This window comes from Aerococcaceae bacterium zg-252 (genome assembly GCA_016237705.1).
Classification (GTDB): Bacteria; Bacillota; Bacilli; order Lactobacillales; family Aerococcaceae; genus Globicatella; species Globicatella yangjingiae.
On the sequence record CP066204.1, the window covers coordinates 1,696,281 to 1,718,568 of the forward strand.

Sequence of the window (22,288 nt, forward strand, 5' to 3'; positions counted from 1 at the left end):
TTAATTATAATGAATATAAATATTATGAGTAGATTATGAGTGATTCTACTTTTTTTAATTAAAATTTTATATTGTTTGTGTATACTCATACAAACTTTAGTGTTAGAATAGCATCTGGATGTTTTAAAGGCAATGATATCCAGAACATAAAATAGGAGAGGATTTTTGTAAATGAAAAATATTTCAAAAATTTTATCAGCTGCCATATTAATGATTGCGAGTGTATTTTTATTTTTAAATGCTCCATTAAACAATGTACTTGCAGCTGAAACAGGTACTGCTACCGAGAAAGGAAATGGTGGCGATGTCACTGTAACCGTAACACTTGAAGACGGTAAAATCATCGATATCCAAACTCAACATGGTGAAACTGGTGGATTAGGTGAAGAAGCAATCAATCGTTTAGTTGAAGAAGCGATTAATAATCAATCAATTGAACTTGATACTGTATCCGGTGCGTCATTAACTTCTAACGCTTTTATTACTGCCTTAGCAAAAGCAATTGAACAAGCTGGTGGTGATATTGAGTCATTCAAAGGTAAAAAAGCAGAAGTAACTGAAAAAACAGAAGAAACAATGGAAACAGAAATCGTAGTTGTTGGTGCTGGTGGTGGTGGTTTTGCTGCTGCAGTAACCGCAAAACAAGCTGGTGCAGATGTTGTCCTACTTGAAAAATTATCAGTGGTTGGTGGTAACACCTTAATCTCTGGTGGTGAATATGCTGCTCCTGGCAACTGGTTACAAGCCAAAGAGGGAATCGAAGATTCTCCAGAAAACTTTGCGAAAGACATTGAAGCTGCTGGTGGCGACCCTGAATTAATTAAAGTTGTCGCAGAAAATGCAACAGCAACAGCTGAATGGCTACGTGATGAAATCGGTGTTAACTGGTTAGATCAATTAATGTTCTTCGGTGGACATTCAGTAAAACGTTCATTAATTCCTGAGGGACATACAGGTAATGAATTAATTTCAAAATATAAAATTAAAGCAGAAGAATTAGGTATTCCAGTATTAACTGAACACAATGTTAAAGAAATATTATCTGAAAACGGTAAAATCGTAGGAGTAAAAGTTGAAACACCAACTAAAATCCTTACAGTAAAAGCAAAAGCTGTCGTTTTAGCATCAGGTGGTTTCGGAGCTAACAAAGAAATGCTTTATGAAAATGACCCTGAAGTTGATGAACATGTCTTAACTACTAACTCTCCAGGGGCTACTGGTGACGGTATTAAAATGGCACAAGTATTAAACGCTGATACAGTCGGAATGGATAAAATCCAACTATACCCTATCTGTGATACAGAAACAGGAAAATTACTTTACGTTGGTGACACTCGTCTAGTCGGTGGTGCTCTACTAGTCAATAAAGAGGGTAAACGTTTTGTTGAAGAATTAGACACACGTCGTGCTATTTCATTAGCGATTAAACAACAAACAGATTATGTTGGCTACCTTGTATGGGACGAAGCGTCTTCTGAAAAAACAGGAACAATTCATTCACACCCTGCTGAAGCAGAAAGTTTATTTGAACGTGGCTTACTTTACAAAGCTGATACATTAGATGAATTAGCTGACCATTTTGGTATTGATAAAGAACAATTAAAAGAAACTGTTGCGAATTTCAATGAAAATTCTAAAAATAACCAAGACCCAGAATGGAATCTTCGTATGTTAGGTTGGACAATTGAACAAGGTCCATTCTACATGCTTAAAGCTGGCCCTGCCGTTCACCACACAATGGGTGGTTTAAAAATCAATACGGAAGCACAAGTAATTGATGAAAATGGCGAAGTGATTCCAGGTTTATATGCCTCTGGTGAAGTAACTGGTGGTATTCATGGTTCTAACCGTCTAGGCTCTTCAGCAATGGCTGATATTTCCGTATTCGGACGTATCGCTGGTAAAAATGCTGCTGAATTTGTTAAAGAATAGTAAAGAAAAAACCCAAATAGAAATGTTGCTCAATCAGCATTTCTATTCGGGTTTTCTTCACTAATGCTACATCTCATCATGTGATATTAGACTAGATAAGTCTTGTGCTTTCGATGATTCATAAGCATAGGATTGGTCAATCCCTTTCATAAATATCTCTCGATTATGTATTTGTTCCGTTAAAGCAGACCGAAGTAATTGAGTAATATATTTTGAATTGGTTGGACTTAGTCGCATAAAATCAAGGTATTCTTGCTTATCAACTAATTGCCAATCCACGCAGACATTCAATTCTTGTTTCAACATTTGGTCTAGCCATAATCGAGTAGCCCGTCCATTCCCCTCAATAAAGGGATGAACAATATTCATTTCAATATATTTATCCATAATCTGTTCAAATGTTTGTTGTGGTAAATCTTCAACTGCTTTAACAGCTTGGGGTAAATACAAAGCAGAAGCAAATAAAAAATTATCTTTTGAGATATTCACTTCTCTCAACTTCCCTGCATTATATCCCGGTATATCATAAAATAAATGCTCATGAATTTGTCGTAACCCTTCAAACGTTCCAACTTCAATTCTATCAAATTCTCCTGTGTCCCATAATCTTAACGCTCGCACTTTGGAACATTCATCAAACTGTCTTTCATTATCCAATCTACCTCACCCCTCACATTGTTTCTTACTCACTCATTATACCACATGAAAACAAAAAACAATCCTACAAACCCATACTGCTTGTAGGATTACATACTCCCTTATCGTCTACATTTCCAATTCTTCTAATAAGAATCCGTCTTCAAATTTAAACACTTTATCGCATAACACTTGAATATCTTCTTTATTATGCGAAGTTAATAAAATTGCCGTCCCAGATTCTTTCAAATCAATCAATACTTGACGCATCTCCCTTACACCAGAACTATCCAAACCATTCAAGGGTTCGTCCAATATCAAAACAGACGGCTTTTCCATAATGGCTTGTGCGATACCTAACCGTTGTCGCATTCCTAATGAATAAGTTGAAACATGATTCTTATTATTAGAATCTAATCCCACTTGCTCAATCGCTGCATTAATCTCGTAGTCAGATATCTTATTATTGATTAATGCCAGTAATTTCAAATTATCAAAGGCTGACTTATTATACAAAAAACCAGGATTTTCAATCATAATACCAATATCTTTAGGAATATCCACATCTTTGCCAACAATTTGTCCATTGACGATTACTTCCCCCTCATTCAATGGTAGAAATCCTAAAATCGTTTTGAACAAAATCGTCTTCCCACTACCATTTTTTCCGACTACTCCGATAATTTCGCCTTTTGTCACTTCTAAATTGACCTTTTCGAAAATCCGTTTCTTTTTAAAATACTTAGTCGCATTTCGCACTTGAATTAATGGTTCCAACACCGATGACCTCCCTATCCTGTTTAATAATCAAAATTCCCATTACTTTTTCCTTTATATAGCGTTGCACCGAGCATTAACACAATCCCAGTCACAATAAATACAATCACATAACACCACGTTGGATACTTAGAATAATTATCCAACGCAATAATATGAATCGCAATCCACGTCAGTGGCGAAGCATAATAAAGGAAGAAACCTTGACTCGCATAGGCAAATATGCCGAAAAACAATAGAATCCCACCTAATAAAAAACCTAGAAAGTTGACATATAAATTGCCGACAAACACGATGAATCCAAATAGTATTAAAATACTGATAATCGTTAGAGATGCTATCAATAGATACTGCATAGGACTATACGCTTCAATTACTTTCGGTGAAACCCAAAAACTATAAGGTACAATTTGACTCAATGAACCGTCCGCCCTACTCAGTCCACCTAAAAATTTGCCCCAATTTGAAAAGAATCCAATGGAATTAAATAAAATAATCGCCATTAACCCGATTACTGTCACAAAATAAATGATTGCCGTACAAATCAAGTACGCAATTTGATTGAATAGCCAACGGAGCTTTCCCATTCTAATTAGCACTTGTTTTTGAATATTTTGCTTAAAAGGAATATTTGAAATAACAATCAAATATCCTAAGAAAAAGACCATTCCATTCCATGAATCTACTAACAAGAAAAATATTCCAGCAAAGTGCATTCTTAGTCCAACAGTTGTTGACGCATTGTTTAACTGCAACAGCAAGGGCATTAAATAAGATAATACAAATAAAATAGCAGCCAAATATTTGAACGAAAAGATATTGTCTTGTAAGTATTGTTTTAGTAAATTAAACCGTTTATTTCTCATCTTATCACCTCGACTTTACCTAATTGAGACATTTCACTTTGCAGTAACCACTTAATAATAAAGAATGTTATTATCGAGAAAATCAGCAAATAAATTATTGGAATAATAATGACCACTGCATTAAAATACCATTGTGAGTAAACCTCTAAGACAATTCTTTCAAAAGTAAAGTTTGGGTCAAAAACAGATTGTGGTAACAACATAATGACAAGTGGGTGCATTCGTTCATACGGTATTTCCATTAAATTGATTAGATTATGTAATACCATTGGAGCGACACAAATAATATAGTTATCTCTCACCTTAATTGAAATAATCAATGTCAACAAGCTATAAAAGACTGCTTCAAATATCTTTTGACTAAAAATAATCAAATAATACATTAAGACGTCCAAATGATTACCTGTCAGCAAGGTACGAAACCCTCCATTCAACACCTCGTTATTTAATGCCGAAGTGTTCGTTCCCAACGGTGTATGCGTTAATAATACCAAGCCACTATATACGCATTGTGATAGCAGTGTTACTAATGAAGTTCCAATAATAACGGTGAAAATCATTGCAATGATGAATTTATTTTTGCCTAAGCGATAGAGTTGGAATAACGCTGCTCCAGAATTCCAACACGAATTATACAATCTTCCCATAGGAAAACATAAGATTAATATTAAAACAACTCTAACACCGTCTAACTTCATCATAAAGTTTAAAAAATAAAATAGCCCATGTTCAGTCGCAACACTGAGTTCTTGTATCGACCTCAAATATAGAAATATTGCATATACCATAATCGTCCCAATAAACAAATGTGATTTAATAAAATGAAGTAGACTTTCTTTTATAAAACGTATCATCTTGTCACCTCTTCTCCGGTTTCGATGTCAATATAAAGAGGTGAAAAATGGAATCTTTCATTATTTGAATTATTAGCAGATGTCGACAATACTAGAGTCGGTCTGTATTCATATTGTTCTCTTTGCGTATCAATAATAGGTAGATATTCTAATTCAACCTTATCAATCACAACTGGCTCATCTGTAAAACGATTTTCTAAAATTGTTTTTAAATTATTAAATAATCCCTCTTGCGTAATACTCACTTGTCGACTGGCTTTCGTATCAAAAGGATATAAATTAACTATATGAAACTCTTCTATTCTAGAATTTTTCACAACAAATTCCATGACAGTACCTGAAATAGCATTTTTACCGTCGTCTTCACTGATGATGCTAGACCCCAAAATATTAAATGTATCAATTTTAGGCGTTACCTTATAGTAAACAAACGGTTCATCAGATGAAAGGTTAAATCCCTTATCTTCTTTTGCCGATTCCATATTTTGATATATTTCAGCAAATGCTTCTATCGCTGGCTTATCACAATAAACATAAGTCATATCAACACTTTCAACATTAAAGTTATGTTTTAAAAAATCTTCAATCAACTGTTTTCCCTGAACAATTGTAGGATTATTTTCAGGAATTTGTGGTAACTCAATGTTGCCTGCTTGATTGTGATAAATAATTTCTTTCGCAGTCCAATGCATTGAGGTTGGATGCAAAGTATTAAAAATCGCTAATTTCCTACTCAATTGCTCTATTCTTATTAAACGTGTTGCAGAATTAACAAAATATACACTCTCCTGCCCTCCAATTTTTTGTTCAAAAGAATAGTTTTCTCCATATAAATTTGAAAATAACTCTCGATAAAAATTCTCATCATAAGATACTTCTGTAATGTTATACATATTAAAGGCTTTATCTGTATATTCTTTCAATACTGAATCCGTTATAGAGAATAAATCATTAATTTTTTGGACATCATTTTCTTGCTTCGCTACTTCTGAACTCGTACTTGGTCTTTCACTAAAACTATCTTCTTTGTTTTTCTCTTCACTACACCCTGTGACAAAAAATATGGCGATGAGCAAAAGAATCCTTTTCATACTGATACCCCCATAAAAAAATATAGCACCATACATCAGGTGCCCAAACTCCTGATACTACACCCAACAAATATTTCTTTTGTGTCAAAAAAACGCTTTCTTTATAATCTGTATATCTAAAGAACAGCTTTTTGATAGCGACAAAGTCCCACCAGTATTATATGTCTACCTTATTCTTGGATTAATTACAATGAATAGTTACATTAGCAGATAAAAATATCATTTTCACTCCTTTCCTTTTATTTTAAACCCCTTACATTTATCCATATGCGTTATATTTTTTCATTACAAGAGAATTTATGACAATCTATATTAAACAATATTTTATTGTTAGCTATAATTAAAAAGTTAAAAAAATATATCAAGCTTAATTTCTGTTAAATTAACTATATTTTATCACATATTACTATAAATTCAATAAAAAAAAAACAATTGTATATAAAAACACATTCAGATTTTATTAACTGAGCATCTCAAACCTACTTTATCTCTTGTTTAACCCCTTATATTAAGGATATAATAACATTAGTCTAGTCGAAAGGAAGATTTCGAGTGAAAGTAAATATCGCCGAACGAATTAAAACATTACGAAAAAAAAAGAATATGACTCAAAAAGATTTAGCCGACGGAATTTGTAGCCAAGGTTTAATCTCAAAAATTGAAAAAAATGAAATATCACCTGACCTAGATGTCATCATTCAATTAGCGAACAGATTAGGGATAAGTGTCGGTTTCTTAATTGGCGAAGTTGATGAAGCAGCTAATGCCGTTCATTCAACCTTACCAAAATTTCTTGAAAAGATTAATCGTTTCTTAGATAAGAATGAATACCATGATTTAGAACTTTACTATAGAGAAATTTCAGACGACCAAGTCTTCGTAAAAACTAATAAAGAGTACCTTTTATGGATAGAGTCTATCGTAGCTTCACAAAACTATAATAATTATGATTTAGCTCTTAAACTTTGTGAAGAAGCACTATCCTTATTAGACGATGAAGTTGCTTTAAATCCTTTCACCTATAATTTAAAATTTAACTTATTAAATTCTAAAGCAACTTATCTCATTGATAAAAAGGAATATGAACTCGGTATTGAATTGCGTAAAGAAGCATTTGCTCTAATTGAATCTCAGAGTAACTATACTATTGAACAAATTAAACTACTATACGGCTTAGCTCGTACTTATGCCATACTTGATGATATTATTGAATCCAATTTTTATGCCGAAAGGGCTTTGCATTTATCTACACACACCGAAAATTTAAAATACGTAGATTCTATCTATCACCTTTTGACCGAAAACTTTATTTCACTTAAAAAATTTGATATTGCAACAGATTATTTAAAGAAAGCAAGATTTATTGCAGAATTAAAAAACAATACATTCTTGTATCCATATATCAATCGCTCTGAACACAAAATCGAACAATATACTTCTAGAGCCCATGAAACGAACCATTGCAGTTCATTAGGTCTAGACACTAATCAATAATGTCACTAGCAAAAAAATACCCCTTATCAAATAGTATCGAACTATCTGATAAGGGGTATTTAATATTATATTTACACATTTCTCAATGTTGGGAATAATAACACGTCACGAATTGATTGTGAATCAGTTAGTAACATTACTAAACGGTCGATACCAATTCCTAAACCTCCGGTTGGTGGCATACCATATTCTAGTGCTTCTAAGAAATCTTCATCTAATGGGTGCGCTTCGTCATTTCCAGCATTTTTCTCTTCGATTTGTGCTTCAAAACGCTCACGTTGGTCGATTGGGTCTGTTAATTCCGTAAAGGCATTCGCATATTCTTTACCGACAATAAATAACTCAAAACGGTCTGTAAAGCGTGGATCTTCTTCATTTTTACGTGCTAATGGTGAAATTTCCACTGGGTGTCCATATACAAATGTTGGTTGTACACATTTTTCTTCACAGTGTGTTTCAAAGAAATTATTGATAATGTGTCCCACTGTATTGTCATGGTCATTCACTTCTACATGATGTTCTTTCGCTAAGGCTTTTGCTTCTTCATAAGACATCGGTTGCCAGAAGTCTACTCCAGTCGCTTCCTTAATTAAGTCTACCATGTGACGACGTGCCCAAGGTTTGCCTAACTCAATCGTTTGGCCATTATACTCTAATGTCGCAGAACCCAATACACGTTCAGCCACGCTACGAATTAAACCTTCTGTTAAATCCATAATATCTGTATATACAGTATAAGCTGTATATACTTCAATCATCGTGAACTCTGGATTATGCGTTGTATCAATTCCTTCGTTACGGAACACACGACCGATTTCGTAAACTTTTTCCATACCACCGACAACTAAACGTTTTAAGTGTAATTCCAAAGCGATACGTAAGTATAATTCCATATCTAACGCATTGTGGTGTGTAATAAATGGACGCGCACTCGCACCACCCGCTAAGTTATGTAAAGTTGGTGTTTCCACTTCTAAGTAACCTAATTCATCTAAGTAATGACGAATTTCACGTAAGATTTTAGAACGATTAATAAAACGTGCACGGCTTTCTTCATTACTAATTAAGTCTAAGTAACGTTGACGATAACGTTGTTCAACATTTGTTAAACCATGATATTTATCTGGTAATGGACGTAATGCTTTCGTCAATGGAATAAATTCAGTTGCCCATACAGATAATTCACCTGTATTCGTTTTGAATAGGTAACCTGTTACTCCAACAATATCACCTAAGTCAGCCACTTTAAACCATGGATAAGCTACTTCTCCAACACTGTCTTGACGTACATATAATTGGATTTTGCCGTCCATATCTAAGATATGCGCAAATCCTGCTTTACCTTTTCCACGTTTTGACACTAGACGTCCTGCTACTGATACGATGATTTTTTCACCTTCATCAATCGCTGCTTTCTCTAAATGGTCATAAGTATCAATAATTTGTTTTGATGTATGCGTTCTGCTAAAACCAGCAGCAAAAGGATGTACACCTTCTGTTTGTTCCATTTCAGCCATTTTCTCACGTCTGGCAATTAATTGGTCATTTAATGTTTCTTGAATTTCGTGTTCGCTCACGTGTCCGTCACTCCTATTGATTATTTCATGATTCAGCTATTTCAGCCAAGTTTAGCCTATCAGTGCGTACTTTACTTATCACGCACATGCTTTCTTCTTGATACACATAGCATTATTTTATCGTAAAATTAGCTAAAAGTCACATGATTTATTGAAAAATTATTTTGTGTTTTTGATTATTATTAATAGTCGAACGCAATACTACCGTACCAATCTTAGAAAAGCGATTGATACGGTAGTGTTGAGATTATTTACTTCTTATCATCTTTCTGATTCCAATTGAATTTCGGTACTCCTTTAACTCCTAATGTCAAAAAGATAATCCCAAAAACAGCGTCGAAACTAGCTGATGATGTATCTGCATTCACATAATTATAGATAGCCATACCTACAAATACTAAACCGGCGATAAAATAGATGATATTAGCAATTTTCATATTCATTTCTTCTTTCTATATTTGATTCTTAATCGAGAAATCCATGTAGCCATTCTGGTAATTGGTCTTTCATGGCTGTCGGAATAAATTGAGAAGCTACTTTCAATTGTTCTTCTAATGATTGATTCATTAACCGTTGTAATTCACTTAATTTCAAGTCATGTCCCATTTGCTCAGCCTCAGAAATGCGACGCAATACTTCTATATAACTATATGCTAGAGCAATCGTCAAACTACTTGCCGTTGCACCACTAATAACACCACCTGCAACTGTTCCTGCACCAGGAAATAATTTTAAAATATTACCTACCATATACTTACCTAACATGGTCACACCACCTGTACCACCAATACCCGCTAATAAGCTCACAATTTGAGCTTTGTCTAGCGATAAACCAAAGATAGCCGTAATATGACCTAACATAGTAATTTGCATTGGTACTAAAACTGTCGCATCGGATACTGGAATTGGCATAAATCCAACACCGAATGAAGTAGTAACATATTTTTTCGCCCAACTTCTCGCACTAGTGACCTTTCGTTCCATATCGATTTGTTGGGCATTGATAAAAGCCTGGTGTGCCTTAGACGGAACTACTTTTAATGTCCAGTCAATCAATGTTTGCAGACCATAACTAGCGATTTTAGTTTGTTTCGCAATCACATATTCTTTCGCTAAAATTGGCACGACTGCTTGGACTGGCAATGCCATTTCCTTAATATATTGATAAAAATGTTTCGAATCCTCACCGATAGACTGAGTCAATACCAAAATAACTGGTACTTCCTTGGCTAATGCTTGAATAATCTCAAGTTCTAGTGGTTCAATACGAGCCATTGTTGCATTAATACAATAATAAGCAATATGAATCGCTTTTTCTTCGCCTAATGCACGTTGATTTTTAATTAGATGCGCTAAACTCGTCAGCACTTCGCTTTGACTACTTGCCGTTAATTCCAATCCCTTTGTATCATAAAGGGTTAACGGAACACCATCTTTTGTTAGACGCTCAACATGTTGCGTAACCGGCATTCCGACACCTGTCTTGGCGATATTATCACGGAATAAGGCATTGATTAAAGTACTTTTACCACTCCCTGTTTTACCAGCAACTAAAATATTAATCGGTGGCATTTTCTCTACTTCTTTCTTTGCTTTATCTAACAAATCAGTCGCTAATGTTCGGTCAACTTTCCGTTTAGCAATTTGTTGCCATAACTTCATTCATCATTGCTCCTTTTTGGGTTACTTGTACTATGGTATTCCGGCTCCACCGAGCTGAAATGACGTCCACTTCAGAAGTCTTCTCTGTGCGATAATCGCACGCCGATGACTTCTTCCAGTGGTTCATTTCAGAACGCTCATTGTCGCACTATTTTATTCCGGCTCCACTGAGCTGAAATGACGTCCACTTCGCATAGCTCTTGAAATGCAAAAGCATTTCTACGACCTCACTCACACTATATTTTAGTCTCGGCGTCGTTGTGCCATTAATACAAAACGTAAAAGTGTTAAGGCACTGTTCAATGTACTAGCTACATAAGTTAAAGCAGCTGCATTCAATACTTTTTTTGCTGCTGGAATTTCATCTGGTTCTACTAAATGATATTGTTCCATAATGACAAGTGCACGTTTGCTCGCATCAAATTCAACTGGTAATGTAATCAACTGAAATACTAAGGCTGCACTAAAAGCCAAAATTCCTACCCAAACAAGTGAAAAAACATTTAATACAAATCCTATCATTAACAGTGGCATCGCTAAATTTGAACCGAGCTGCGCAATCGGAACAAAGGCATTGCGTAACCGTAAAAAGCCGTAATTTTCAGCATCTTGCAAGGCATGTCCACATTCATGTGCTGCAACAGCAACAGCTGCAATTGATGTTTCTCTGTCTGTCGCATCTGAAAGACGCAGCACTTTATTTTGTGAATCATAATGGTCAGATAGATGTCCTTGAATATGTTCAATTTGAACATTATGGATATTACTTGCTTGTAATAAAGTTTGAGCTGCTTGGCGTCCTGTCACACGATTCGTCGTCTCCCACTCACTAAACTTACTAAATGTTGATTTTACTTTTGCTTGTGCATACATCACTAATAATGCACCAATAATCACTAAAAAATATGTACTATCAAATCCATAACCATACATTGCGTCCACTTCCTTTTCTTTGCAATCTTACTGTATCCTTATTATAACAAGGTTCAGTCGGCATTTCATCTTTTGCAACCTATATCACATTTTTATTTTAAAATAAGTCTGAACAAGTGTCATCGTACTAAAGTTGCAGTATAATGGAATTGAGGTGTTAAAATGAATATAAATGAACAAATAAAAGCGTTGTATGCTCAACATCAAGAAATGCCCTATATTAATCCGAATCGTGATTTAGAAAGCTGGTTAAATGAAGTAAAAACATCGAGTAACAAACTCGTACCTAAACGCAATATGATGCGTCTCGAGGAGGGATATCTACCAGGTCATATCATCATTCTTTGGCGAGTCCAATTCGGTACATATACTAATGAAACGACAATTTCAAAATATTTCGAGTACAGTTACGGAATCGATGCGAAAAAAGAAATGGACGTTTTAATACAGAATGGTTATGTCATTGAACTAAGTGCCTTTGACTCATTGGATTTTCAAACTGCTGGTCAACTCAAAGCCTACTTAAAAGATAAAAATATTTCAGGATTAACAAAGCTGAAAAAACATGAATTAGAAGAACTGATTAGAACACATTTCACCGAAGAAGAACTATCCACATACTTCACCATTCGCAAATATGCGTTAACCCCAGCAGGTGAAACACTGCTCAACAATCATTCCGAAGTCATCGACAAACATCCGAAAAAGAAATTTTAATCGATACAATTTTAGGGCTGCTGGCAAATACCAACAACCCTTTTTCTATTTTTTCTGTTGTTTTTGATACCAAAAACGCACATACCCCTCTACTAATACGATTGCTGCAAGTATCCAGCTTACCAATATCATCACCAAACTCGCACTAGCACCAAATTTCACACCAGCAATGATACTAAAGAGCAGCAATTGCAAGCAGATAACAATACGCATGACTTTTAACAGTGCCGTCAATTGCGATTGTTGGACTTGCGGATAAATCAGTTGAAATGGATTAGCTTCATACAATTCAATCATCGGCAATAATTGCACAATGGTCAGCATAAAACTCACAATTCCCAACCCCATGATTAAATAGTGATTTTGAGTTAGGAACATTAAAATACTAAAAAATACTAATACACGCACCCAAATTCCACTAAAAGCATGGTTACGGAACAATACACGCACTAATAAATAGTAGTCACGATTTTTTGTACCATGACTTAATCGCTGAATTAATCCATTAAAATAGTGTCGTGTGCGAATAACCGGTCGTTGATTTGGAACATCAGCAAAAAATGCAATCCACTTATAAAAAGTTGCTTGTCGTTTTTGGTCTGTTTCCACTGCATATTCAAACGATTGCCAATCAAATACTTGACGGCAAAACCAATAAATACTCGCCACACCAATGATTATGAAGATAACCAGTGTCACGATAAGTGCATACTGTGGCAAAAAAGCACTAAACAGCACTAGCCAAATACTATAAATAAGACTACTCCACATACGCAACTTATCAGTCGGCTTAAAAATCGTCACATAATATAACCCATGATTCCAAATGACTAACAAAAGTTGTAAGATTACCAAGATGCTCAGTTCTGCTGTGGACCAATGTGTCGCTACTTTAATAAATGGATATAATACTACAACGGATGCAACATTAACAATTATCGGTAGTATCAACCCAACTAATGACCCTTTTCGCCAGTATTGACGCCAACGCTCCCCTTGTACAAAGACATAGCTCTTATCTGCTTCGTTCATCAACCACAATGGTCGCCCAAACAAACTCAATTGCCCTAATAATCCCATTGATACAACTAAAATCGGCCACTTGATGACATCATAATTCATTTGGTTTAATACCATTAATTGTTCACGATAGAAAAATAATAGAAACCCAATCATCACTAATAAGATAAAGGAAAAATGGTCATTGAAGATTAAACGGCTATATTTACCTATTTCTTTACTGAACTGTCGAAATCGCTTTGACCATAAGTCTAATAAACTCGTCATACTAGTGCCTCCGTCATTGCAAGATACAATTCATCGAGCGTTGCATTCGGAAGATTAAGTTGCGTTTGCAGTGCCTCTAATTGCCCACTGGCTACTAGCTGTCCATTTTGCAACATCAAATAACGATGACATAATTGTTCAGCAATCGATAAAACATGTGTAGTGAAAATAATCGCTGTTCCGGCTGCTGCTCGCTCTTGCATTAACATTTTAAAGTGATTGATTGCCAGTGGGTCTAATCCTAAAAATGGTTCATCAATAATTAAAACTTTCGCATCGGTCACAAAGGCACAAATAATCATCACCTTTTGTTTCATACCTTTTGAGAAATGAATCGGAAACCAGTTTAAATGTTTATCTAAACGAAATAATTTCAATAAAGGTTCAGCACGCTGCATCACCACTTCAATCGGCAAATCATAGCCTAAAGCTGTCATCTCAAGATGTTCTTTTAATGTTAGTTCATCATACAATACAGGTGTTTCAGGAATATATGCCAATTGTTGTGCATATTGTTGTTGATTTTCAAAAATAGTTGTACCATTAATGGCAATTTCCCCTTTTAATGGTTTTAATAATCCTAAAATTGTTTTTAATAGTGTTGATTTCCCAGCCCCATTTAATCCAATCAGCCCTACAATTTCACCTAATTCAATTGAAAAGTTAATATCTTGTAGTACCGGAACATTGCGATAACCACTCGCCATTGCTTTAACTTCTAATGCCATTTTGTCACTCCATTTCTCCAAGGTTTTCTTGTAGTTTTGTCCAATGATACGCCACTCGTGGGTCGCCATTTGCTAAATAGATAATGCCACAATGTTGAAAGCCAAGTGATTCTACCACATGACGCATTGGACTATTTTGTTCATGCGTATCAATTCTTACATTATCATACTGAGCCATAACCCATTGTAAAATAGCTTTACCGATTCCTTTATTCGGCACAGTTACTAAGCGATGTATCGTAACATAAGACGCATCATTTAACCATTGTCCCTGTTCAATCATCGCATAAGTTGGGTCAGGTGTTCTCAGCAGAAAGAAACTTCCCACAATTTCTCGGTCAACTGCCACCACATAACTACCCTTTTGAGCCATATCTTCTCGTAATAAATCTGCACTAGGATAACCTTTTACCCACTGATTTTCATTACCAGTCGCCACTTGGTAAAGCCGTCCTTGTTCAAATAATGCTCGTAACTGCTCAATTTCTTCAACTCTAGTTGGTCGTATATTCATTCATTGTCCCCAAATTTATTTATTTTCTGTTTCACTCGCCATAATCATTTGCCAAATATAGTGTGACAAGGATAATTTGTCTGCAAAAGGCGACGTGATTGGCTCTTGATGTCGACTAATCAAGGTCACTTGATTTGCATCACTATTAAATCCAATATCTTTTCTTGATACATCATTGGCAATAATCCAATCAGCTTGTTTCTTCGCCAATTTTTTCATTGCATAATTTTCAACGTCTTGCGTTTCAGCAGCAAAGCCAATAACTAATTGTCCTGACTTTTTGTGATGTCCTAAATGGGCTAATATATCGGGATTCTCAATTAAATTCAATTGCAAGCCTTGCTGTCCAGCCTGTTTTTTAATTTTTTGTTCAGCAATCTCTGCGACACGATAATCACTGACGGCTGCTGTCATCACGAAAATATCTTGTTGCTCCAACTGAGTTACCATTTCATTCATCATTTCCTGTGCACTAGCAACATAGTGAACTGTCACCCCTTGTGGTGTTGTCAATTGTGGTACTGTCGACACTAACGTCACATTCGCACCCAAATCACGTGCAGCACGAGCCATTGCGTAACCCATTTTCCCTGTCGAATCATTGGAAATATAACGCACTGGGTCAATGCGTTCACGTGTACCCCCAGCTGATATAACTACTTTTTTACCGTTCAATACTTGTGGCAAAGTCGTTTTCGCAATCAACCATTCGAGTTGCTCGACAATCGCCGTCAATTCAGGCAAACGTCCAATACCACTGTAACCCTCAGCTAAAAAACCAGTATCCGGTGTCATCACATCATAACCGTCTTCCTTTAACTGTGCCAAATTTCGTTGCGTCGCTGGATTTAAGTACATATTGGAATTCATCGCTGGCACAATCAATCGTGGACAATGAACAGCGAGTAAGGTGGTTGAAACAATATCGTCCCCAATGCCTTGTGCCATTTTCGCTATACTATTAGCAGTCGCTGGGGCTACTACCACATAGTCACACCAGTCTGCCATATGAATATGCTGCACTGTGGCGGGGTCTTTTTCATCAAACACATCGACTAACACTGGCTGCTTGGTCAATGTTTGCATAGTCAATGGAGTGATAAATTCGCATGCGGCTTGCGACATCACCACACGAACTTCTGCCCCTTTTTTGATGAATTGACGAGATAATTCTGCCATTTTATAGGCAGCAATACCACCAGTAATAAACAATCCAATTTTTTTTCCTGTTAACATGGGTTTTCTCCTCATCTTATCCTAAATAAACATTTGTATTCGCATAACGCACTTCTTTTTTCGCTTTAATTGCTAAACTCAATAACACCGTAGTCGGTCCAACTCTTCCAATAAACATTAAGAGCATAATAATCATTTTACCTGTAACGGACAATTGCGTCGTTACATTCATTGTCACGCCAACCGTTGCTAAGGCACTAAAGGCCTCAAATAATAAAGCGAACGGCTCCAAATCCGGTTGCGTTATGAGCAATAATACATATCCAGTAATTAACACACTAAAAAAGAAAATGACAATGGATACCGTTTGACGAATAATTACTGAATGAATTGTACGACGCTGAAACTGTATGCCATTTAATCCTCGCAGTTCAGAGCGAAAAATTAATAATAATACGGCAGCAGTCGTAATTTTCATTCCCCCAGCAGTTCCACCAGGAGCACCACCAATAATCATTTGTATCATATAAAGAAAATTAGTACTCGGTTTAGTCAATGAATAGTCAAGCGTCGAAAAACCAGCTGTTCGCATTGTAACGCTTTGAAAAAAACTTACCATTCCTTGCTGCCACCAAGCATACGGTTGAATCGTAGCAGGATTATGTAGTTCCGTCAGCCATGTTGTGACAGTTCCCATTGCCAATAAAATTAGTGTTGAATACAAAACGAGTTTAGTATGACTGGTCATTTTGCGTGAAACTAATCGCCAAACACGTGGTTTTGAATGCCAATATTCTTTTACCAATTCGATTAATTCAAACCAAACGATAAATCCCATACTTCCTGAAATAATTAAGAGTGCTAGCACTCCATTTACTAAAGGATTTAGTACTTCTCCTTGCATACTAATACTACCCACATTATCAAAACCGGCATTACAAAATGCTGATACAGCAATAAAAATCGCATTAAATGCTCCATGAAAGATTCCATATTTAGGAATAAAATCAATCATCAGTAATAATGCTGCCCCTAATTCAACAATAGCTGTGAATCGATAGATTGAACGCAATAAAGCCTTTAAATCTTGATTGGACTCATGACTAAAGCTGGATTGCAAGGTGTATTGGTCTTTTAATGATAATTTTTGCTTTAAATAAAACGTACTCGCTGCTAGCAAAGTAAGTAGACCCAAACCTCCTATTTGCATCAATACTATACATAGCATCTGACCGAATAAATTATAAGTATCTGCCACAGTAATCACCGTTAACCCTGTAACACAAACCATTGAAACAGTCGTAAATAAATGGTCTAAATAGGTCGTTCCAACATTTCCAGTGTGAAATATAGGTAATGATAATAAAATACTGCCACAAAAAATAACAATAACAAAGCTGGCAGTTAATCTCTGTGGAATGGTTAATCGATTTAGTAATAATCGCATTTTAACGGCTCTCTTTTCTATTTTGATAGTTCTATCATACAAAAAAATACCCTTTCTTTCAAACGTATTTATTGCATACTAGAGTTAAAATCGTTATAGTACAATTAGTTTTAAGTATAAATTTTACACTTTCGGGAGGTTATCTTATGAAAAAAGCATTGATTCACATTGATTATACAAATGATTTCGTTGCAGATGACGGTGCCTTAACTTGTGGTAAACCAGGGCAGGACATTCATCAATATATTCTTGATATAACCAAACAATTCGTGGAAAATGGTGATATGGTCGCTTTCACCATTGATTTACATCAACAAAATGACCCCTATCACCCAGAAACTAAACTATTCCCACCACATAATATTCAAGGAACAAAAGGACGTCTACTCTATGGTGAATTAGAATCCTATTATCAATCGATTAAATCCTATAATCATGTCTTTTATTTCGATAAAACACGCTATTCTGCATTTTCTGGAACTGATTTAACACTACGTCTGCGTGAACGTGGCATTGAAGAATTACACTTAGTAGGAGTGTGTACGGATATTTGTGTTCTACACACTGCCATTGATGCATACAATCAACATTTCAAACTAGTCATTCACGAAAAAGGTGTAGCCAGTTTCAATGCTAGTGGTCATCAATGGGCACTGTCCCACTTTAAAGATTCACTTGGTGCAACCATTGTTTAATATTATTTTAGTGTTGGTAAAAAAATTGCCAACACTATTTTTATTTTCTAACGTTATATTGATTTAGGTCTGGTTTAGGAATAAAATAAGGTTAATTTATTTAAAAGAATGCGAGGAGGCTTGTCATGAAAAAATTAGTAAAACTGTTCATACTATTTTTCCTACTATTCCCCTTTATCAAGATAGACGCATTTGCTGAAGAACAAAACGAACAATCACTGAATGAATTTTACGCTGACTTCATGGAACTGTTAAATACAGAGGCAATCCATAAAGATTCGCAGGAGTGGAAAGAGTTTTACACGAACTACCAAAAAATTAATAAAAACTACACTTCCTTTTCTTCACTGTATTTCGACCTTTATGATGCTGTTAAAATTGCTGGTGGAAAACATTCGCAGTTATTAAGAGCAGATGCTGGATTTGAAAATAGAAAGGCTGACTTTTATGAGTATCCTACCATTGAGGAATTAGATAATGGAATTATTCATATCACTATACCCAATACAAAAAACTATCTATCTGCTGTTCTTAACAGAAAAGACATTACTCAATTAGAAGAATATCAACGTTATATTAATACCGTATTAGATTATATAAGAAATAACAAGGATAAAATTAAAGGATTTATCATTGATTTACGGAATAATACAGGTGGTTTCCCCTTTCCTATGATTCGTGCTACTAATTTCTTATTTAATGAAGGTAAGCTAATTGAGATTGTCAATGCGAATGAAGAAAACATCGGCTACATAGAATTACAAAAAGATTCACTCGTTGACACAATCGAAAACGAAGTTGAATTTTACGACAAAAGAATTGAAAAAATAGATGTTCCAGTTGCGATACTAACAAGTAAGAATACAGGGAGTGCTGGAGAATTTTTGTGCCTTATGATTAAAGATGCCAATACTAATAGTAGTAAAATATTTGGAAAAAACACAGCTAAATATACGTCAGCTAACAGAATGTATCATCTTCCAATTGAAGATAATTATTATGTCAATTTAACCGTTGGTTATCCTAAAAGTATTACAGGAAAAATCTACAAAGAAGAACCAATTGAACCCGATGTTGAAACCGAAACTCCATTGGAAGATGCGGTTGAGTGGTTAAATGAAATGATAAAATAAGAATAAACATATTTTTAGTGTTGGTGAGTAATTGCCGACACTATTTATTTCACCACATTAAAAAATAGCAGTTTGATTAAAATTTGGTTATAATATAAGTAGGAGGGAGATTAAATGAACCACAACTTTTTTACACACAAAAAACATTTTCAGCAATTATTCATCGTTCTAAGTTTATTTTTCACTATTATCACAGTTAATGTATTAGCCGAAGAACAAAATGATGTATCACCAAATGAATTTTTTGCTGAGTTTATAGAAGTGTTAAATACAGAGGCAATTTATAAAAATACACCTGAGTGGAAAGAGTTTTACTCGAACCATAAAAACAGCGATACAAATTATACGTCTTACTCTTCATTGTATTTAGACCTGTACGACGCTGTTCGCATAGCAGGTGGAGCACATTCTCAATTACGGAGAGTAACTCCTAGCTCCCAAAACAATAGTTATACTGATACTGCCTTTTACGAATATCCTACCGTTGAACAGTTAGATAATGGTATCATTCATATCACCATTCCAAGCACATTGTCTTTTTCCACAGATGAGCTTAGTGGCAAAAAAATCTATCAATCGAAAGAATATAATCAGTATATCAATACCGTTCTAGATTATATGGTAAGTAATACTAATAGCATTAAAGGGATTATTATTGATTTAAGAAATAATAATGGCGGTTTCTTACATACTATGATTCAAGCTACTAATTTTTTATTTGATGAAAGTAAATTATTAGCCCTTGTAAATAGTGACGAAAAGGAAAATGGTTATTTTGAATTAAAAAATGCTACGCTCCTTTCATCACGAGAAAAAGAAAGAAACTACCCTATAAATCGAATTGAAAAAATAAACGTACCTGTCGCAGTTCTGACAAATGGAGGTACAGTCAGTGCAGGTGAGATAATGTCTATTTTGATTAAGGAATCTTATGGTAATAAAAGCAAATCATTTGGAAAAATGACTGGTGGCTATACCTCTCCCTTAGAAACTTATAAGCTGCCAAACAATTATTTTTTATCCCTAGCTACTGGTTACTTTAAAATTAATGGAGTAATTTATAAAGATAAGCAGCCTCTTAAACCAGATGTTGAAACCGAAACCCCATTGGAAGATGCGGTTGAGTGGTTAAATGAAATGATTAGCAATGACTAAACTAATTTTATAAATTATTGTTACCCCAAAATGAAAATCAGCTTAGAAAGATATGTTTGTCCATATGTTCCTAAGCTGATTATTTATTGATGTAGTTTGGGACTCGCTAAGACTACCTCGACATTCACTTCATAAAATCTCATTGTGTGCTTCTCGCACAACGAAACTTCATCCCAAAAACTCCTTTCTCAAACTATGTTTTTAAAACAAATATTGCATAAAGGCTGAGGCAATTGAGAAGTAAATCAATACTGAAGTTAAGTCACTTAGAGTTGAAATAAAAGGACCACTGGCAACGGCTGGGTCAAAGCCTAAGCGTGCCATTAATTTTGGAATTAACGAACCGGCTAAGTTGGCTACAAAAATGGCAGTCGCCATTGAAATACCGATAATAGCACCTAATACTAGATTCTTTTGCCAAATCCCTGCCACAATCGCAATCGTTGCTCCAACAATTACCCCTTTAATCAAACCAGTTAAGATTTCAAACATCAATGATTGGAAGAAATTATCGTCTTCCGATTTATTCGTAATCTTACGGACGGCTACGGCAAGGGATTGCGTACCTGCATTACCCGCAGTACCAGTAATCAACGTCACAAAGGCTGACAAGACGCTGGCAGACGCAATTAATTCTTCATATTGACTAATCAATGTCGCCGTTCCCATTCCTAAAAATAACAAAGTAATCAGCCAAGGTAAACGACTTTTCGCTGCTGACCAAGGTGACATATGTTCTTCATTAACATTAACGGCAGCCAAACCTGAGTAGTCACTATCAGCTTCTTCTTGGATAACGTCTAAAACATCATCGACCGTAATAATCCCCAATAACTCTCGGTCAAAACCAACAACTGGTAAAGCTAGCAAGTCATAGTCTTGCACCATACGAGCTACTTCTTCTTGTCCGTCACTCACTTGAACCGTAATCACACGTGGATTCATCACATCTTTAATTAAACGAGCATCTTCATTAATAATTAAATCCCTTAACGAAATAACACCCGATAAGCGACGATTCGCATCAACTGCATAAATATAATAAATCGTTTCGGCTTGTATCGCAGCTTCTTTTAAATGCTCATACGCTTCACGAACCGTAAAGTTTTCATCAACCCAAACAAATTCGGTTGTCATAATCGAACCGGCTGTGTCTGGTAAGTAATTAATCAATTGACTGATTTCACGAGCACTTTCCGGTTTCATCAATTGCATGTACACTTTAACATTTTCTTTGTCCGTTAAATTATTTAAAATATCAACGGCATTATCGGCATACATTTCACCTAAGACACTAGCAGCATAATTAGGATTCATCTCTTCAAAATAATCATTGACTGGCACATCTTCTGCTTCAAATGCGTCAAAAAGACTTGCCAATTCAGACGGTGACAAATATTGATAGACTTTTTGTCTTTCATCTGCTGCTATCGCCTCAAAAATTTTCGCTTGGTCATATTGATGCAATGCTAAAAATTCCGAACGAAAGCGTGTCATGCGATTATTGTTCAATAATTGCTGAATCACTTCAACATGCTCTTCAAATGTTCTTTCAAATACTTCCATGCAATCACTCCAATCTCACTCATGAGGTGTTCCCTTTCAGTTTCACCT

At 35.2% G+C, this 22,288-nt stretch carries 21 protein-coding genes; 6 read left to right on the forward strand and 15 right to left on the reverse strand.

Annotated features, from left to right (window positions below):
- The first annotated feature begins 171 nt into the window (after positions 1–171).
- Complete coding sequence (locus tag JDW14_07905) at positions 172–1,932, forward strand: flavocytochrome c (protein QQD65209.1); 1,761 nt, start codon at positions 172–174, stop codon at positions 1,930–1,932.
- 66 nt (positions 1,933–1,998) lie between these two features.
- On the opposite strand, the gene JDW14_07910 is transcribed toward JDW14_07905, so the two are convergent.
- The 5 genes from JDW14_07910 to JDW14_07930 all read right to left on the reverse strand — a co-directional run bounded on the left by JDW14_07910 (position 1,999) and on the right by JDW14_07930 (position 6,156).
- A complete protein-coding gene (locus JDW14_07910; GenBank protein QQD65210.1) occupies positions 1,999–2,589 on the reverse strand; it encodes a Fic family protein in 591 nt (196 codons plus the stop codon).
- A gap of 108 nt (positions 2,590–2,697) precedes the next feature.
- Entirely contained in the window at positions 2,698–3,345 is a 648-nt protein-coding gene (locus tag JDW14_07915) for an ATP-binding cassette domain-containing protein (protein QQD66538.1), read from the reverse strand.
- A 23-nt stretch (positions 3,346–3,368) separates the two neighbouring features.
- Entirely contained in the window at positions 3,369–4,211 is an 843-nt protein-coding gene (locus JDW14_07920; protein ID QQD65211.1) for a hypothetical protein, read from the reverse strand.
- A complete protein-coding gene (locus tag JDW14_07925; protein ID QQD65212.1) occupies positions 4,208–5,065 on the reverse strand; it encodes a hypothetical protein in 858 nt (285 codons plus the stop codon). The genes JDW14_07920 and JDW14_07925 overlap by 4 nt, the downstream gene beginning before the upstream one ends.
- Positions 5,062–6,156 (reverse strand): hypothetical protein, encoded by a 1,095-nt coding sequence (locus JDW14_07930; protein ID QQD65213.1) that lies wholly within the window; start codon positions 6,154–6,156, stop codon positions 5,062–5,064. The genes JDW14_07925 and JDW14_07930 overlap by 4 nt, the downstream gene beginning before the upstream one ends.
- Positions 6,157–6,708: 552 nt before the next feature.
- On the opposite strand from JDW14_07930, the gene JDW14_07935 reads away from it, so the two are divergent.
- On the forward strand, positions 6,709–7,650 hold the full coding sequence (locus JDW14_07935; protein QQD65214.1) for a helix-turn-helix transcriptional regulator: 942 nt from the start codon (positions 6,709–6,711) through the stop codon (positions 7,648–7,650).
- Between the two features lie 71 nt (positions 7,651–7,721).
- Here JDW14_07935 and lysS read toward each other — a convergent pair whose 3' ends face one another.
- The 4 genes from lysS to JDW14_07955 all read right to left on the reverse strand — a co-directional run bounded on the left by lysS (position 7,722) and on the right by JDW14_07955 (position 11,822).
- Positions 7,722–9,227, reverse strand: coding sequence for a lysine--tRNA ligase (lysS, locus tag JDW14_07940; GenBank protein ID QQD65215.1), 1,506 nt, complete (start codon positions 9,225–9,227; stop codon positions 7,722–7,724).
- A gap of 251 nt (positions 9,228–9,478) precedes the next feature.
- Positions 9,479–9,664, reverse strand: a complete 186-nt coding sequence (locus JDW14_07945) for a hypothetical protein (protein ID QQD65216.1) — start codon at positions 9,662–9,664, stop codon at positions 9,479–9,481.
- A gap of 28 nt (positions 9,665–9,692) precedes the next feature.
- Positions 9,693–10,889 (reverse strand): 50S ribosome-binding GTPase, encoded by a 1,197-nt coding sequence (locus tag JDW14_07950; protein QQD65217.1) that lies wholly within the window; start codon positions 10,887–10,889, stop codon positions 9,693–9,695.
- A 243-nt stretch (positions 10,890–11,132) separates the two neighbouring features.
- Complete coding sequence (locus tag JDW14_07955) at positions 11,133–11,822, reverse strand: zinc metallopeptidase (protein QQD65218.1); 690 nt, start codon at positions 11,820–11,822, stop codon at positions 11,133–11,135.
- Between the two features lie 162 nt (positions 11,823–11,984).
- On the opposite strand from JDW14_07955, the gene JDW14_07960 reads away from it, so the two are divergent.
- The gene (locus JDW14_07960; GenBank protein ID QQD65219.1) at positions 11,985–12,539 is read left to right on the forward strand and encodes a hypothetical protein; all 555 of its coding nucleotides are present in this window, start codon (positions 11,985–11,987) and stop codon (positions 12,537–12,539) included.
- Positions 12,540–12,584: 45 nt separating this feature from the next.
- On the opposite strand, the gene JDW14_07965 is transcribed toward JDW14_07960, so the two are convergent.
- Genes JDW14_07965 through JDW14_07985 form a run of 5 tightly spaced genes read right to left on the reverse strand, consistent with a single transcriptional unit; the run spans position 12,585 to position 17,691 of the window.
- On the reverse strand, positions 12,585–13,826 hold the full coding sequence (locus JDW14_07965) for an ABC transporter permease (protein QQD65220.1): 1,242 nt from the start codon (positions 13,824–13,826) through the stop codon (positions 12,585–12,587).
- A complete protein-coding gene (locus tag JDW14_07970) occupies positions 13,823–14,554 on the reverse strand; it encodes an ABC transporter ATP-binding protein (GenBank protein QQD65221.1) in 732 nt (243 codons plus the stop codon). The genes JDW14_07965 and JDW14_07970 overlap by 4 nt, the downstream gene beginning before the upstream one ends.
- Before the next feature lie 4 nt (positions 14,555–14,558).
- The gene (locus tag JDW14_07975) at positions 14,559–15,068 is read right to left on the reverse strand and encodes an N-acetyltransferase (GenBank protein QQD65222.1); all 510 of its coding nucleotides are present in this window, start codon (positions 15,066–15,068) and stop codon (positions 14,559–14,561) included.
- Between the two features lie 15 nt (positions 15,069–15,083).
- A complete protein-coding gene (gene coaBC, locus JDW14_07980; GenBank protein QQD65223.1) occupies positions 15,084–16,304 on the reverse strand; it encodes a bifunctional phosphopantothenoylcysteine decarboxylase/phosphopantothenate--cysteine ligase CoaBC in 1,221 nt (406 codons plus the stop codon).
- Between the two features lie 16 nt (positions 16,305–16,320).
- Complete coding sequence (locus JDW14_07985) at positions 16,321–17,691, reverse strand: TrkH family potassium uptake protein (GenBank protein ID QQD65224.1); 1,371 nt, start codon at positions 17,689–17,691, stop codon at positions 16,321–16,323.
- A gap of 146 nt (positions 17,692–17,837) precedes the next feature.
- On the opposite strand from JDW14_07985, the gene JDW14_07990 reads away from it, so the two are divergent.
- The 3 genes from JDW14_07990 (at position 17,838) to JDW14_08000 (ending at position 20,674) form a co-directional block, all read left to right on the forward strand.
- Positions 17,838–18,386, forward strand: a complete 549-nt coding sequence (locus JDW14_07990) for a cysteine hydrolase (GenBank protein ID QQD65225.1) — start codon at positions 17,838–17,840, stop codon at positions 18,384–18,386.
- Positions 18,387–18,511: 125 nt separating this feature from the next.
- Positions 18,512–19,519 carry a hypothetical protein gene (locus JDW14_07995; protein ID QQD65226.1) on the forward strand — a complete coding sequence of 336 codons (1,008 nt, stop codon included), beginning with the start codon at positions 18,512–18,514 and terminating at the stop codon, positions 19,517–19,519.
- 114 nt (positions 19,520–19,633) lie between these two features.
- The gene (locus tag JDW14_08000) at positions 19,634–20,674 is read left to right on the forward strand and encodes a S41 family peptidase (protein ID QQD65227.1); all 1,041 of its coding nucleotides are present in this window, start codon (positions 19,634–19,636) and stop codon (positions 20,672–20,674) included.
- A gap of 201 nt (positions 20,675–20,875) precedes the next feature.
- Here JDW14_08000 and mgtE read toward each other — a convergent pair whose 3' ends face one another.
- A complete protein-coding gene (gene mgtE, locus JDW14_08005) occupies positions 20,876–22,240 on the reverse strand; it encodes a magnesium transporter (GenBank protein ID QQD65228.1) in 1,365 nt (454 codons plus the stop codon).
- Positions 22,241–22,288 lie beyond the last annotated feature (48 nt).

Bases quoted from the DNA above. Each gene is read 5' to 3' on its own strand.
- JDW14_07905 (QQD65209.1), top strand. From the start codon at position 172: ATGAAAAATATTTCAAAAATTTTATCAGCTGCCATATTAATGATTGCG.
- JDW14_07920 (QQD65211.1), bottom strand. From the start codon at position 4,211: ATGAGAAATAAACGGTTTAATTTACTAAAACAATACTTACAAGACAAT.
- JDW14_07925 (QQD65212.1), bottom strand. From the start codon at position 5,065: ATGATACGTTTTATAAAAGAAAGTCTACTTCATTTTATTAAATCACAT.
- JDW14_07930 (QQD65213.1), bottom strand. From the start codon at position 6,156: ATGAAAAGGATTCTTTTGCTCATCGCCATATTTTTTGTCACAGGGTGT.
- JDW14_07945 (QQD65216.1), bottom strand. From the start codon at position 9,664: ATGAAAATTGCTAATATCATCTATTTTATCGCCGGTTTAGTATTTGTA.
- JDW14_07950 (QQD65217.1), bottom strand. From the start codon at position 10,889: ATGAAGTTATGGCAACAAATTGCTAAACGGAAAGTTGACCGAACATTA.
- JDW14_07955 (QQD65218.1), bottom strand. From the start codon at position 11,822: ATGTATGGTTATGGATTTGATAGTACATATTTTTTAGTGATTATTGGT.
- JDW14_07960 (QQD65219.1), top strand. From the start codon at position 11,985: ATGAATATAAATGAACAAATAAAAGCGTTGTATGCTCAACATCAAGAA.
- JDW14_07965 (QQD65220.1), bottom strand. From the start codon at position 13,826: ATGACGAGTTTATTAGACTTATGGTCAAAGCGATTTCGACAGTTCAGT.
- JDW14_07970 (QQD65221.1), bottom strand. From the start codon at position 14,554: ATGGCATTAGAAGTTAAAGCAATGGCGAGTGGTTATCGCAATGTTCCG.
- JDW14_07975 (QQD65222.1), bottom strand. From the start codon at position 15,068: ATGAATATACGACCAACTAGAGTTGAAGAAATTGAGCAGTTACGAGCA.
- coaBC (QQD65223.1), bottom strand. From the start codon at position 16,304: ATGTTAACAGGAAAAAAAATTGGATTGTTTATTACTGGTGGTATTGCT.
- JDW14_07985 (QQD65224.1), bottom strand. From the start codon at position 17,691: ATGCGATTATTACTAAATCGATTAACCATTCCACAGAGATTAACTGCC.
- JDW14_07990 (QQD65225.1), top strand. From the start codon at position 17,838: ATGAAAAAAGCATTGATTCACATTGATTATACAAATGATTTCGTTGCA.
- JDW14_07995 (QQD65226.1), top strand. From the start codon at position 18,512: ATGAAAAAATTAGTAAAACTGTTCATACTATTTTTCCTACTATTCCCC.
- JDW14_08000 (QQD65227.1), top strand. From the start codon at position 19,634: ATGAACCACAACTTTTTTACACACAAAAAACATTTTCAGCAATTATTC.
- mgtE (QQD65228.1), bottom strand. From the start codon at position 22,240: ATGGAAGTATTTGAAAGAACATTTGAAGAGCATGTTGAAGTGATTCAG.